Origin of the sequence: Paenibacillus sp. FSL R10-2199, from assembly GCF_038000235.1 — a bacterium.
Classification (GTDB): Bacteria; Bacillota; Bacilli; order Paenibacillales; family Paenibacillaceae; genus Paenibacillus_AQ; species Paenibacillus_AQ phytohabitans.
In genome coordinates this window covers 5,683,091-5,697,644 of record NZ_JBBOBO010000001.1, presented here as the reverse complement: position 1 = coordinate 5,697,644, position 14,554 = coordinate 5,683,091, and the positions used below count along the sequence as shown (strand labels likewise).

The following is a 14,554-nucleotide window of genomic DNA, read 5'->3' as shown; positions in this document are numbered from 1 at the left end:
TATATAGCACCTTATATTATGTTATAATGGATTTCTTATTGTAAATTACAAAGAATAGAGGTCGCTAGAGGATGAAAGTTAAAGTTAACCGCAATGCTGCAAAGGTTCTGAAGGATATGCTGAACACTCCTGAAGCGGAGGGCAAGAAGATCCGCGTCATTATTACTCAGGATCACGGCAATCACGGGCACTATGATGTTGCTCTTGATACACCGACCGAGCATGATGAAGTGGTTGCCACGGATAAAGGTATCGAGATTGTGCTGGATACACGTCAACCGCTGCTGGACGGTGTCTGGATTCAGTATTTCTATGTTCCCCAAGAAGGCTTCTTCATTACGAATCCCTCTACAGGATTTCTTGAGAAATAAGCAGCTGAACCTGATATAGAACCATATGGTTTGAGACGGCATTGTCTTAACAGCCTTATAAGGGCTGCTAAAGATAATGCCGTTTCTTTGGGTTGTTTAAATAAACAGAGCGGCAAAATTCATCATTTATTGTACTTCCGCCCAAAAAGTCGTTGCAAAAGTATGTATAATCGTTGACTGCCTACATTAGACGGACTTGGATTTTTTATTATACTGTAATTGTAAGCGATTACACATACGCTGGGGGGAAATTCAATTGAACAAGAAAAAAAGATTAACACTGCTGTCCGGTATACTGATGATCTCTCTGCTTGCTGCATGCGGCAATAACAACGGTAATGCCGTAGGAAGCACGGCGGAGCCGCAGGCTTCGGCAGCCGCGACAGAAGCTGCCGGGACGAATGCCAGCCCAGCCGGAGATTCCGGCACAGTGGATACGTCCCAGCCCGTAACACTGAAGATGATTTTTGTAGGACCTAAGCCGGTCGACTATGACCTGGTATTTGGAGAGATCAACAAGAAGCTGAAGGAGAAAGTTAACGCTACGCTGGAAGCCGAGTTCCTGGACTGGTCGGATTGGGCGCAGAAATATCCGCTCAAGCTGGCGGCGAATGAGAATTTTGACCTCATCTACTCTGCCAACTGGGCAGGCTATAATGATCAGGCCCTCAAAGGCGGGTTTCTTGAGCTGACCGACGAATTGCTGCAGAAGTACGCGCCGATGACCTGGGAAGCGATGCCGGAGGTGGGCTGGGGTCAGGCGAAGGTGAACGGCAAGCTCTATATGGTGCCTCAGAACCGCGGGGAAACGATTGAGAAGCTGATTCTGTACCGGGAGGACCTGCGCAAGAAATATAACCTGCCGGAGATCAACAGCCCGGAGGCGTATGCTACTTATCTCAAGACGGTCTCCGAGAAGGAGCAGGGTGTCACTCCGTTCGTACCGGAGACAGGGGACTGGAAGCTGCACAATCTGGACCGGGTCCTGCTGAAGCAGCAGAATGAATGGAACATGTTCGACTTCGATCTGCCGATTGGCTTCAAGCTGACAGATCCTGCCGGTAAGGTATTCAATGTATACGAAACTCCGGAATTCAAAGAGCTTGTCTACTATTATAAAGATCTTGCGGATCACAACGCCTGGTCGAAGAGCGCACTGAACAGCAAGCTGGATCACCAGCAGGAGTTCCGTGCAGGCAAGACAGCATCAATCACACACAATCTTGGTACGCTAGGCGCTTTAATGACGGATATGCGCGAGAAAAATTCACCGTATGAGCTGGCTCTGGCTGATATTACACCGGACAAGAAGAAGTCTGTTGCTGTCTCCACGCAGAACGGGGTCTCTATTCACGCTACGACCAAGAACCCGGAACGTTCACTGATGGTGATTGATCTTCTGCAGAATGACAAGGAACTGCATGATCTGATGATGAACGGCATTACGGCTGTGCATTATAATCCGGTTGGCGACGATAAATATACGAATGCAGAGAAAAATGCTAACTATACCGGATTCTCCAACTGGGGCTTTAACTCTCCATTGAACCGGGACAACGCCTCTTTCCCTGACGAAGGCAATGCGCTGACTGACAAATGGGAAGCTGAGGTTTACCACTATCCGCTGGAGACCTTTGTCTTCGATAACAGCAAAGTGAAGACGGAGGTAGCTAATGTCGGTAATGTGATGCTGCAATATGGCATTCCGCTGGAATACGGTTCAGTGAAGGATGTGGACGGCGGACTGGCCAAGCTTCAGGCACAGGTGAAGGAAGCTGGAATTGATACCATCATCGCAGAAGTTCAGCGGCAGATTGATGAATTCCTGGCTAATTCCGGACAGTAAAAGGCTGCAACCATAAGAAGGAAGCCCGCGTGGATACATGCGGGCCTCTTTATGTTCAGTTTAATCTTATTCTTATACCTTGCGGGCCGGAGGAATGCTTTGCGGATTGTTGAATACATTTCCGGGATCATATTTGGCTTTGACTCTCCGTAACCGGGGATAGTTCGCTCCATAATAGACCGGGCCGGAATGTTTGATCCCCTGGTCCGGAACATTAATATAGCTTCCCACGATGAACGGCTGCAGCTTCCGGCGTGTATTCCGCACTATGGCAATATTTTTGGCAGCATCCGATTTCTTGACCCATGAACTGTTCCACTCTACATAGAATTTCGCTTTACGCCAGTAGAAGGCGGTAGATCTGGGTGATTTACGGCTTACAGCCCCGCCCCAGTTGAGGAAATAGAACCCTGCGAACTCGCCCTCCACGTTCTCAAGGAACTCACGCATAGACTTAAACGCTTTGTCCGGGAAAGGTTTTCTTCCGAAACCGCTGGAGAACTGGTTGCTGAATCTTTGGGTCTCCACCGGATCGGGAGCCAGCAGGAAACTCACTACTTTGGGATAAGGTAATGAGCGGATCAATTGATTCGTGGGCGTCCCTACGTCCGTAATGGGCTTTAAGAGGCGGACCGCCTCCGCTTTTGATCCGAGGAACAGGCCTAGCATGCTGACATTCCCGCCCTTTTTGGGACCAATGGATAACTCGCTGCCCAGTCTGGTGTTAACGGAAGGAGCCCAGCGCTGCCAGGCTTTGAGTACCTTCTCGAACTGGTTCCAGGGCCAGGTGATGCGGAATACGGTCGCCGTGGCCGGCGCGGGACGCACTTTGAACTTATAACGGGTGCAGACTCCAAAATTACCTCCGCCACCCCCGCGGGAAGCCCAGAGGAGATCGGCGTTCTTGTTCTTCTTGGCGACAATAATTCTGCCTTTGGCATCCACCATTTCGAGCTCAATCAGATTATCACTGACCAGACCTACGGTCCGCTGAAGCGGCCCTATTCCCCCGCCTAGTGTAATGCCCCCGATTCCGACAGTGGGACTATCCCCAAAAGGGGCCATGTATCCCTGCCGCGCAAGCGTATGGGCAATTCTTCCCACCGTATTTCCGGTCCCCACTACTGCAGTTCCCGATTTTTTATTGAGCTTGATGCTTCTCAGTTCACTTACATCGATGACAATGCCTCCGTTGACCTGGGACAGATTGACCTCCAGCGAGTGCCGGCCGCTTCTTGGCCGGATAGGGATGTTATTCTCGTTGGCCCAGCGGATGGCGTTGGCTACATCCTGCGTTTTCTGTGCAAAGACAAATACCTTCGGGAATCTGTCCGTATGCGGATCCCAATTTTTGCGTGCCGTTTCATAGCCCGGATCACCTTTATAGATAACCCGCCCGGTAAGTCTCGTTCCTGATTTCACTGATTCCAGCTCCTTTTGAGCTAACAATTTAACTGCATGTATGCAGTCAGGTCCCAATATAGTATGTAGGGCGTTAGTCTATGGAGTGGGCTTACGCGGAGAGTTTGCGTCAGTACTACCCTTCTTTCTTCAATAGAAGATACAGGAAATAAGGAGCGCCGATAAATGCAACCATGATCCCGGCAGCGATACCGTCAGGCTGGGTCAGGTTACGGCCAATCGTATCCGCCAGCAGCAGCAGCCAGCCGCCGATTAATATGGATACCGGCACGAATTGCTGATGCCGTGCTCCTACCAGGGCTCTGGCAATATGCGGAGCCATCAGGCCGACAAAGGCGATGCCGCCGGTCATCGAAACAGCCGATGCCGCCAGTGCAACCGCCGCCAGCATAAGGAGGACCCGGTCTCTGGAGACCGCCACACCTGCCCCGATAGCAGTAGGCTCGTTCAAAGCAAGCAAATTCAGTGTTCTGGATTTGTACAGCACATAAGGGACCAGAATGATCAGCCAAGGCAGCAGGGCGAGAACGAAAGGCCAGTCTGTACCCCACACATTACCGGCCAGCCATTTGGAGATGAAGTCCACCTTGGTCCGGTCCACCGAAGAGATGAGTACGATCATCACGCCGGAGAGCGCCATGGAGAACCCGACTCCGGTGATGACCAGCCTGATCGGCTGAACGCCATCGGTGCGGGTGTAGGAGAAGGCATAGATGAGTACAGCGGTTACCAGGGCTCCGGCGAATGCCGCAAGCGGAATCATATATATGAAGGACCCGGCGTCAATAGATGCAAAAATGAAAAAGACGGTAACCCCGACCCCGGCCCCGGCATTAATGCCTATAATTCCCGGATCAGCCAGCTCATTGCGGGTAATGCCCTGCAGAATAGCACCGGATAAAGCAAGCGCCATACCTGCGAGCAGCGTAATCAGTATCCGGGGGAGCCGGATGGAGAACAGTACAAAATTATCCTCGAAAGAACCGTGCCCGAGGATTGTCGGAATCAGTCTCCCGTATGACACCGGGGAAGATCCGATCCCTATTCCGATAACGATGGTAGCCAGGATAAGAAGCATAAGCAGCGATACGACAAGCGGTTGATTACGATACAGCCGGGCTGGTTTCATGAGAAGGATCGCACTCCTTTACGGACAATGAACAGGAAGAACGGCAGGCCCAGCACAGCCACGATCGCGGCGACAGGCGTCTCGAACGGGACGTCAATCATCCGTCCGAGTGTGTCGGCGAACACCATAAAGGTGGCGCCGGCAATGGCGGACAGCGGCAGAATGGCGCGGTAATCTGTCCCGGCAAATACCCGCACGAGGTGGGGGATCATCAGGCCCACAAAAGCGATGTTACCGACAAGCGCAACAGCAGCGCCTGCGAGCAGCGTGATTAATACGTACAATGCAATCTTAACCTGAGTCGTCTTGAGCCCAAGACTTACAGCCGTTCCTTCGTTCAGACTAAGGATTGTCAGCTGACGGGACAACAGAATGGAAACGATGAGGCAAATGATAATAATAGGGGCAATTGCTGTAATCTGGCCCCAGGTGGTGCCAATCAGCCCGCCGGATGTCCACATCGATACATTTTTAGAGATCTTGAATTGAAGGCTGATTCCTTCGGCTACAGCGGTCAGCAGAGCGGATACGGCAGAACCGGCCAGCACCATCCGCAGTGGCGACATATTCTGCCTCCGGAGTGCAGCGATGCCGAACACCAGCATCACGCCACAGGCTGCGCCGATGAAACAGGCGATCATGATTCCGTAGTATCCGATGGAGGGGATGAAGGCAAAGGATACCGCAAGTGCAGCATTGGCACCTGCCGTCAAACCAAGCAGCCCCGGGTCGGCAAGCGGATTTCGGGTTAGTCCCTGCATGATTGCCCCGGCAACAGCGAGGGCGGCACCTACCAGAATGCCGCCGACTTCGCGGGGGAGCCGCAGTTCACGGATGATAGAGATATCACCACCCGTAGCCTTCGGATTGCTGATGGCGCTCCAAATATCCGCCAGTGAAACATTTTTGGCACCGAGCCTGACCGCCAGGGCAAATACAATCACAAATAAAATCATGCTGACGAGCAGCTTAAGCACAAAAGTAGAGTTTATCGGCTTTTGCGGAGACTGTTTCTCCATTTCGACCATCCGTTCCTTATCAATTTGCGAAAAAAAAGAACGCGATTTGCGCTCCTTTTTTCGGTTTCAACCTGGCTGGATGCTTAAATAATAATTAATTTCCCAGCAATGACTTGGAAATAAAATCAAGCTGATAGTCAAGCGACAGAGCATCATTGAAATAGAAAGATGTAGCATCTATTTCGTAGACATGATTATTTTTGACGGCCGGGATATCCTTATAAGTGGAAGTCTCCTGGAAGGAAGCATCACCTGCAGGATCTTTGCTGTAGATCACGTAATCTCCCATATAATCCGGCAGGATTTCCAGTGATAAATTGAAGTATCCGTCTTTGGCTGTCATTTCTTTCACTTTATCCGGCATTTTCAGACCCATAGCCTGATAGATGATTTCTGTACCGCGTCCCCAGGCGCTGCCGAAAGTGTACAGATTCTTGGAATCCCCTTCAATAACCGAGATCGTGCTATCAGCTCCGATTTTAGCTTTGATTTCTTCACCGGCGGCCTGGGCACGTGCCTTGAAATCAGCAATCCAGTCAGCGGCTTTCTGCTCCTGGTTAACCGCTTTGCCGATCTCCAGGATCTGGGTCAGATAATCCACTTTGTTGTATGTATAGGTAACCACCGGTGCGATTTGTTTCATCTTGTCCAGATTCTTGGTGTCTGACGAAGCAATGATTAAGTCTGGCTTGAGATTCAGAATACTCTCCACATTCTCCTCGGAGACTTCGGCGACATCCTTCAATTGAACCTGGAAATTAGGATTTGCTTTGATATAGGAATCCACTCCGGCGAGGGGGACATCCAGAGCGAGCAGGTTACCTGCGTACCCGGCAAGAACTACAACACGCTGGGGATTGGCGGGAACTTCGACAGGTCCGGTTTCGGTCTCATATGTAATGGTATCTGTGCTGCTGTTGTCAGCACTTGCAGTTGCGCTGGCTTCGGGTGCCGGTGTAGCTGTGGCATCAGCCGTGCTGTTGCTTGCACTGTTGCTTGCATTATTGCCGCAGGCACTTAGTAGCAGGAGGGTAAGGATGAGTAGAGGTAACAACAATTTCTTCATTTCTGATAATCTCCCTTTCAATGATAAATTTATGAAATTGATAATCATTATCAATGATGTAACTGTTAAAACTTTAATTGTTTATTGCCCGTTTGTCAATCCTTAACTTGATTTCGTAACCATGCAGCCACTTGTTCGTATAAGGATAAAAAGCAGGATCCCCTTTTGTTCAAAGACCCCCATACAGCTTGATAAACCAATATGAAGCTAAGGTTGTGCATCCAATGAATGAAACTGTCAGAGATCATCCCCATACGGGTTATCAATTGGCTGAGAAGAAGGCCGCCCGGTACTTAAGCTCACTCCATGATCAGCTGAAGAGCCAATCTTATGTGACGGCGTTGACGGCGGATATCCGTGAGTGGAAAAAGAAGCATATCCGGCGGTTCTCCGTGTTGTCCTTGTGGTCACCGGGGAAGAAAAAGCCGGACACCCAAGATTATTACCGCTACATCCAATGGCTGAATTACACGAAGAAGCTGGATGATTATCTGGACCGGAGCGTCTCGTACATTTATATGAGGGATCTGGGTAAGGCACCGGATTCTCCAGATACACAGAAACGGATCAGGAGAACCATAGCTGATCTGAACCAGCATCTGCTGAAGTCAGCCCGCTCAGGCAGCGGAGAAGTGCCGGATTTCATGAATCTGGACGGGGTATACCGCTGGGCCCAGAAGGAAGGGATAGAAGCTGCAGTGATCTGGGTTTTTGCCAAATTAAGATCTGTAGCAGCCCATATACCGGAGGGAATGAACGCGGAGCATGCCCAGCGCAAGCTAATCAAGATTATCGTTGGCGTTATACTGCATGTTATAGAAGAGATGGACGGTGATACTGCGCCTGTGGAACGGTCCCGGAGATTGGATGAAGCGATCAGGCTTGGCTATTCCTATGGACTGACGTATCCTTTCGTTGACGATCTGCTGGATTCTCGGATACTGACGGTTCAAGAGAAAGTGCAATACTCTGAGCTGATTCGTTCAGCGCTGCTCACAGGAGTTGTGCCGGTACTTGGGGATTGGTCCGGAGAGAACATGGAACTGATCAAGTATATTCATTCGGAGCTTTCTGAGGCATTCGAGTATATTAAGCAGCAACAGCGGCCGGAGACGCAGCATATCTTTTTCGGCCAGTCCTATGTTTTTTTTCAGGCTCAGGATAAGGACCGTGTCAAGGTACTCACCAGGGGAGATTACACTAACGATGATTTGTACATCCCCGTTATCTTGAAGTCATCGTCATCCCGGCTCATTGCGCGTTCGGTGATTAGTGCGCCTGCGGATGAGGGATTTGAAGAGCGGACCTTCTTTTTTGGCCTCTACAATCAGCTTGCTGATGATTTCGCGGATATGACCGAGGATATGAGTGACGGAGCCGTAACACCGTATACCTATTATTTGAAATATCATAAGCAAAGGCCTGATCTGATTAATCCTTTTGAGTTATACTGGGCGGTCATCTCCAATCTGATCCACAGTGTATATCACTCCGATGCCAAGGCCCGCGAGGTTATTCTTGACCGGGCAATTAACGGGCTGAAACGTTATAAAGAACGTGTGGGATCTGATAAGTATAATGAGACGATGAGGATTTTTGCAGCAGGCAACCCGGAGTTTAACAGGCTCATTCAGATCCTGGTAGACAAAGCGGATGATGTGGACTTTTTTGATAAGCTGCTGCGGGACCGGATGATTGAGCACTTGAAGAAGGATGCCAGGGAGCAGAAGGAATTCTTCGCTACGTTTAAAAGTGTCCGCAGTCTGATCAATGAAGAACTGCTCTTCGCTAAGCCGCAGGAGCTTCCGGCCATGAAGGAGCAGCTGATCGATGCGGCCAATTACAGCCTGGCGGGGGACGGCAAGCGGGTGCGACCGATTCTAACCTGGGTGATGGGTGTGAAGGAATACGGCTTGGAGCCGGCAGCCATAGTTCCGCTTCTCCGCTCGCTTGAATACATGCATACCGCCTCCCTGATCTTCGATGATCTGCCTTCCCAGGATAATGCCTCTACCCGCAGAGGGCGCACGACCCTGCATGAGATTCACAGCAGTGCAGTTGCGGAGTTAACCGGTCTGTATCTGATCCAGAAGGCCATCGGGGAGCAAGCCTCGCTTGACCGCTTTAAGGCGGAAACAGTGCTTGCCTTGATCCGTTATTCGGCCCGGAAGGCAGAGGATATGTGTATGGGCCAGGCGATGGATTTGGATGCAAAAGGCAGAACATTGACGCTGGAGCAGCTGAATAATGTGTGCTTTTACAAAACAGGAGTGGCCTTTGAGGCGTGCCTGGTCATGCCGGCCATGCTGGCTGAGGTTAGCGAAGCGGAGATTGCTGCACTCAAAAAAATCGCTTACCATATGGGAATTGCTTTTCAGATTAAGGATGATTTGCTTGATGTGGAAGGGGATATGCATGTACTTGGTAAGCCTGTCGGCAACGATGTTGTTAACAATAATTCGAATTTTGTCTCGATTCTTGGTCAAGAAGGGGCCAGTAAAGAGATGTGGGATCACTATTGCAAGGCCAATGAGGCTCTGCGCGGGATCCCGCGTAATATCACCTTCCTGAAGCATTTAATGAATTATGTGGTGAACAGGGAGCGGTAAGCCCGGACTAATCGATCATCCGTCTGACCTCATCTGCGATCAGTCCGGGCTCGCTGTACATGATCATATGACCGGATTGCCGGGCTTCGACCAGGCGGCCGTCTGCCAATCCTGCTGCCGTCTGCTTGTGCGCTGCATGAAGCGCAGGCCGGAAATTCCGTTCCATCCGCGTGATTAGTGTTCCTGAGAGCACGGATACCTCAATACCCTCCAGCTTCAGCGGATGCTCCAGAAGTGCCCGTAAATCCTCCAGGAAGGTTGCTCCCTCAGCAACCATGGTATGAGCTGCCCGCATAGTGAAATCCTCCTGCCGCTGTTCCTTGTAGACATCCGCTGGCAGAACCTTGCCCGGCTTGCTTCCCATCAGCTTGTATAAACCGGTTCCCGCAAGCAGCGGAAGGAGAGTATTCATCTTCGCAAAATGCTTCACGGAAGCTTCTTCGAAATAGAGCCCGCAATGCTCGTCTGTCGGATCGACCAGAACGAGTCCCCGTATGATGTCAGGGTTCCGGGAAGCTGCTGTGCGGACAACGGGGCCGCCCCAGCTGTGTCCGACGAGAATGAAGGGGCCCGCTCCCAAGTGGCTCAATAAGCACATGAGATCATCGGCCATTCTGCTCAGGGTCCTTGGTGCCCGGTCCGCACCGCTTTTCCCGCTGCCCGCCCTGTCGTAGACGACAGCCCGCGCGTATCTGGCGACTACCGGCTGCACCAGCCCCCAGGCAGAGCGGGACATGCCCATGCCCGATTCGAATACCACAGTTACCGGCCCGGCTCCGTTCTCCATGTAATGGAGCTGACGCCCGTCCGGTGTTTGTATGTAATGGCTGTCTCCATACGTATGAGAGATCACAGCTGGAATCTTCATTTTTCACCCCATCCATTAAGAATGATTATCAATTGGACTCATTGTAAGTGAAGAACGGGGAAAGGACAAGTCCGGGAAAATTCAATTTATATACTCTTAAATGTTTACATTTCGTGTAATGTATATATACTTATAATTTAAAGGATTCATATCTCCGGGATAACCGGCAAGGGAGGACTATATTAAACATGACTTCAAACATCAGAGTTGGGATTGTCGGATACGGGAATTTGGGCAAAGGGGTACAGCAGGCGATTGAACAAAATCCGGATATGGAGCTTGCCGCTATTTTTACCCGCAGAGACCCGCAGCAGCTGGCGGAGATCACAGGAGCAGTCACAGAGCATATTTCCGCAGCCGAGCAATACATAGGCAAAATCGACGTAATGATTCTGTGCGGCGGATCAGCAACAGACCTGCCGGAGCAGACTCCGCAGCTGGCCAGATTGTTTAATACAGTGGACAGCTTTGACACCCATGCCAAAATTCCTGACTTCTTCACTGAAGTGGATAAGGCAGCCCAAGGCGGCGGGACAGTCAGTGTGATCTCAACGGGTTGGGACCCGGGAATGTTCTCCATGAACCGTCTGCTGATGCAGTCCATCCTGCCGGAAGGTGAGGATTATACCTTCTGGGGCACCGGAGTCAGCCAAGGGCATTCGGATGCGATCCGCCGGGTTCCCGGTGTGAAGGCAGGCGTGCAATATACCGTTCCTGTCCAGGAGGTAATTGACAGTATCCGGGGCGGCGAGACCCCGCAGCTGACTACCCGCGAGAAGCACCGCCGGGAATGTTTCGTGGTGGCGGAAGAAGGGGCGGACCATGAGGCTATCACCCGGAGCATTGTGGGGATGCCGAATTATTTCGCCGATTATGATACAACGGTGAACTTCATTTCGGAGGATGAGCTTGCTGCGAAGCATTCCGGCATGCCGCATGGCGGCTTCGTTATCCGTAGTGGTATAACCGGCGGAGGAAGCAAGCAGATTGCTGAATTCGGGCTGAAGCTGGACAGTAATCCTGAATTTACAGCCAGCGTGCTGGTAGCCTATGCCCGCGCAGCTGTCCGCCTGAAGCATGAAGGCCATAAGGGTGCCAAGACGGTATTCGATATTCCGCTCGGCCATCTGTCCCCTAAATCGGCAGAGACGCTGCGGCGCGAGCTGCTGTAGGCTGGCGAAGAGTGAGCAAGGGGCATGCAGGTGGGAGCAGCCGGCTGCTGTGAGGACCATGATCTGGCCGGGGCTCGCCCGGGGGAAACCCTGATCCTGCTTAAAGAGCACAGCATTTAGAACAACGGTCCGTTCGCGGAGCGTTCTCACCACGAGTTTAAGTATCGCATACTCCAAAAACGAGGGGTGTCTCAATAGCCATTGCATGGCTATTGAGACACCCCTTCTGCAGGTTCTGATGGAATCAAAAAAAATCAGAGGTAGAAATACCTCTGATTCATAGTGAGTGGAAGTAACCGGACAAATGCGGTCACTAAATAAGCTGGACTTAATAGTCATACTGAAATCCTGCACGAAATACAACATTTCCTTCATAATATCGGGTCTATTCAAGAATTGTTGTATAAAAAGCAGCATTTCCCACGTATTCAAGCGGCGAACGGGACAATTGTTGTATTTCATACAACAATCCTTATGAAAACCCCATTATCAGTGAATCTATGTTGCACTACGTACAACAATATGTACAACGATAGATTCAGGCCTAGCTCTACAAATAAGCTTTATACATATAGCAACAGCATCTTTTCGGGCAGTAAAAGCTACTCGCTCGTAATAACCAAAGCTCGTTCCGCCCGCCATTAATCTGCAGCTTATTTAGTTACACAATCCCCTGCGCCAGCATAGTGTCGGCAACCTTCAGGAAACCGGCGATGTTAGCTCCAGCCACCAGGTTACCGGCCACTCCGTATTCCTCTGCCGCCTGCACCGTTCTACGGTAGATATTCTTCATAATCTCCTGCAGCTTGGCATCGACTTCTTCAAAGCTCCAGGCCAGCCGCATGCTGTTCTGGCTCATTTCCAGGCCCGAGACGGCTACACCGCCCGCATTAGCCGCTTTGGCCGGAGCGAACAACACATTATTCTCAAGGAACAATTCTACCGCTTCAATCGTCGTCGGCATATTAGCCCCTTCACCGATGGCTTGGACTCCATTCAGAATCAGCGTACGGGCGGATGTCAGATCAATCTCATTTTGGGTGGCACAAGGCAGGGCGATATCGCATGGCAGACTCCAGATTCCGCTGCAGCCGTCAATGTACTGTGCGTGCGGATGCTCCTTCACGTATTCGCTGATGCGCAGGCGTTCGGTTTCCTTCAGTCTTTTGACAGTAGCGAGGTTGATGCCTTGCGGATCATGAATGTATCCGTTCGAATCACTGCACGCGATAACAAGAGCTCCCAGCTGCTGAGCCTTCTCGATAGCATAAATAGAGACGTTTCCTGATCCCGAGATAACTACCCGGCTGCCCTCGAAGCTGGTTCCCAGCGTGGACGACAGCATTTCCTGCACGAAGTATACACAGCCGTAGCCGGTAGCCTCCTTGCGTGCCAGACTGCCGCCGTACAACAGCCCCTTTCCGGTGAGAACCCCGGCCGCATGTCCTCCGTGAATCCGTTTATATTGTCCGAACATATAGCCGATCTCGCGTGCGCCGACACCAATATCCCCTGCGGGAACATCCGTATCCTGGCCGATGTGGCGGTACAGTTCCGTCATGAAGCTTTGGGTGAAGCGCATAACTTCCTGATCGGATTTATCCTTGGGATCGAAATCACTGCCGCCTTTGCCGCCGCCCATGGGCAGGCCGGTCAGGGCATTTTTGAAAATCTGCTCGAAGCCCAGGAACTTGATAATGCCAAGATAAACGGATGGATGGAAGCGGAGTCCGCCTTTGTAAGGGCCGATGGCGCTGCTGTATTGAACGCGGAAACCGCGGTTGACCCGGACCTTGCCGGCATCATCGACCCAGGGCACGCGGAAGGATATGCTGCGCTCGGGTTCAACCAGCCGTTCGAGAATCCCTTGCTTCATATATTGCGGATGACGGGCCAGGACAGGCACGAGACAATCCAGGAACTCCTTGACCGCCTGATGAAATTCGGGCTCTTGCGGGTCGCGCTGCTGGACCTCCGCGTAGATCTGATGAACATATTGTACAGCCTGGTTAGTAATTTCTGAAGTAACGGAATGAACGGTGGACACTTTAGCTAGCACTCCCTGTCTGATAGTGGATTCGGGCAGCCCCGGATTTATTTTTAATTTAAAAGAATTCTATAAAACCTTACATCAATTTACCAATCAATTATTTTTGGTGTGGTCATTAAGAAATTCTATGAACCTTACATGCGATGCCAGATATAGCTTGTGAAAGGACTGATTTGGGCTTCAATATAATGGTAATTATGTTTCAATGTTGTCATATCCTTGTCCGTAAACTTTACAAACAGTATCGGAATAGATATAATTTAAGTATAATTTTTAGGGTTTGAAACAACAGAAAGGGGCCTAACGCCAGTAGGCTCCTTTTGTATTTCTTGCCCATGTTACAGGAGGGCGAAGGTCATTCACAAGGAAAAAATTATGGTATGCGTTCATTATGGTCCGCACGGGGAGCGTTTGATCCGGCGTGGAGTCGAGCTGTCTGAGATGCTGGGGGCACCGCTTTATGTGCTCAATGTGGATAGCTCGGATAGTGATGAATACAATCAGAGCAAAGAAATGTTCATGGCGGTCTGGAAGCGTCTCGCCGAGGAGGCCGGAGCAGAGTTTATGGTCCGCAAACGCCGGGGCCGCAAGACAACGGATGTAATCGTTGAAGCGGCAGAAGAGAAGGATGTCACGCAGATTATTATCGGACAATCCGCCCAGACACTGTGGCAGGAGCTGACCAAGCGCAATTTTGTCAATGAGCTGATCAGTAAAATGAAGATGATGGATCTGCATGTTGTGGCAGTACAGCGGATGCGCGCCGGTCTTGAAGAGACGCATGAAGAAGGTGTAATCTCCTATCTGGTGAAGAATGAGGGCGTTTATCAGCTCAGCGATGAGCCGGAAGGTCAGGATTTCATCAAAGGGAAATTTTTTCACGAATTGCACACGGAATTTGAGAATGGCTTATTCAGAATTGAGCAAGATGGTAAAGCGAGATATTTGCATATCTGCGAGGGGACACTTAGCGATCCCTTATAATCGTTTTTACTTCCAGTA

Annotated in this window: 11 protein-coding genes; 5 read left to right on the top strand and 6 right to left on the bottom strand. The window is 50.7% G+C overall.

Translation table 11 applies throughout. The features are described from left to right. The first annotated feature begins 71 nt into the window (after nucleotides 1-71). Complete coding sequence (locus NYE33_RS24960) at nucleotides 72-371, top strand: heme biosynthesis protein HemY (RefSeq protein ID WP_042136836.1); 300 nt, start codon at nucleotides 72-74, stop codon at nucleotides 369-371. Between the two features lie 256 nt (nucleotides 372-627). Next, nucleotides 628-2,217 carry an ABC transporter substrate-binding protein gene (locus NYE33_RS24955; protein ID WP_341068063.1) on the top strand — a complete coding sequence of 530 codons (1,590 nt, stop codon included), beginning with the start codon at nucleotides 628-630 and terminating at the stop codon, nucleotides 2,215-2,217. 72 nt (nucleotides 2,218-2,289) lie between these two features. Here the strand turns inward: NYE33_RS24955 and NYE33_RS24950 are convergent, their stop codons facing one another. The 4 genes from NYE33_RS24950 to NYE33_RS24935 all read right to left on the bottom strand — a co-directional run bounded on the left by NYE33_RS24950 (nucleotide 2,290) and on the right by NYE33_RS24935 (nucleotide 6,853). Next, the gene (locus NYE33_RS24950) at nucleotides 2,290-3,639 is read right to left on the bottom strand and encodes an FAD-binding oxidoreductase (protein WP_341068061.1); all 1,350 of its coding nucleotides are present in this window, start codon (nucleotides 3,637-3,639) and stop codon (nucleotides 2,290-2,292) included. Nucleotides 3,640-3,754: 115 nt separating this feature from the next. Continuing rightward, the gene (locus tag NYE33_RS24945) at nucleotides 3,755-4,768 is read right to left on the bottom strand and encodes a FecCD family ABC transporter permease (RefSeq protein WP_042136839.1); all 1,014 of its coding nucleotides are present in this window, start codon (nucleotides 4,766-4,768) and stop codon (nucleotides 3,755-3,757) included. Beyond that, a complete protein-coding gene (locus NYE33_RS24940) occupies nucleotides 4,765-5,787 on the bottom strand; it encodes a FecCD family ABC transporter permease (protein WP_341068058.1) in 1,023 nt (340 codons plus the stop codon). Before NYE33_RS24940 ends, NYE33_RS24945 begins: the two co-directional genes overlap by 4 nt. A 94-nt stretch (nucleotides 5,788-5,881) precedes the next feature. After that, a complete protein-coding gene (locus NYE33_RS24935) occupies nucleotides 5,882-6,853 on the bottom strand; it encodes an iron-hydroxamate ABC transporter substrate-binding protein (RefSeq protein WP_341068055.1) in 972 nt (323 codons plus the stop codon). Between the two features lie 215 nt (nucleotides 6,854-7,068). On the opposite strand from NYE33_RS24935, the gene NYE33_RS24930 reads away from it, so the two are divergent. Further along, nucleotides 7,069-9,462, top strand: coding sequence for a polyprenyl synthetase family protein (locus NYE33_RS24930; RefSeq protein ID WP_445669822.1), 2,394 nt, complete (start codon nucleotides 7,069-7,071; stop codon nucleotides 9,460-9,462). Nucleotides 9,463-9,469: 7 nt separating this feature from the next. Here the strand turns inward: NYE33_RS24930 and NYE33_RS24925 are convergent, their stop codons facing one another. After that, complete coding sequence (locus NYE33_RS24925) at nucleotides 9,470-10,330, bottom strand: alpha/beta fold hydrolase (protein WP_052421852.1); 861 nt, start codon at nucleotides 10,328-10,330, stop codon at nucleotides 9,470-9,472. Nucleotides 10,331-10,518: 188 nt separating this feature from the next. Between NYE33_RS24925 and NYE33_RS24920 the strand changes: the two genes are divergently transcribed. Beyond that, nucleotides 10,519-11,502, top strand: coding sequence for a diaminopimelate dehydrogenase (locus NYE33_RS24920; RefSeq protein WP_042136843.1), 984 nt, complete (start codon nucleotides 10,519-10,521; stop codon nucleotides 11,500-11,502). Between the two features lie 661 nt (nucleotides 11,503-12,163). On the opposite strand, the gene gdhA is transcribed toward NYE33_RS24920, so the two are convergent. Next, on the bottom strand, nucleotides 12,164-13,519 hold the full coding sequence (gdhA, locus tag NYE33_RS24915) for an NADP-specific glutamate dehydrogenase (RefSeq protein WP_445669821.1): 1,356 nt from the start codon (nucleotides 13,517-13,519) through the stop codon (nucleotides 12,164-12,166). 408 nt (nucleotides 13,520-13,927) lie between these two features. Between gdhA and NYE33_RS24910 the strand changes: the two genes are divergently transcribed. After that, a complete protein-coding gene (locus NYE33_RS24910) occupies nucleotides 13,928-14,536 on the top strand; it encodes a universal stress protein (protein WP_042136847.1) in 609 nt (202 codons plus the stop codon). Nucleotides 14,537-14,554 lie beyond the last annotated feature (18 nt).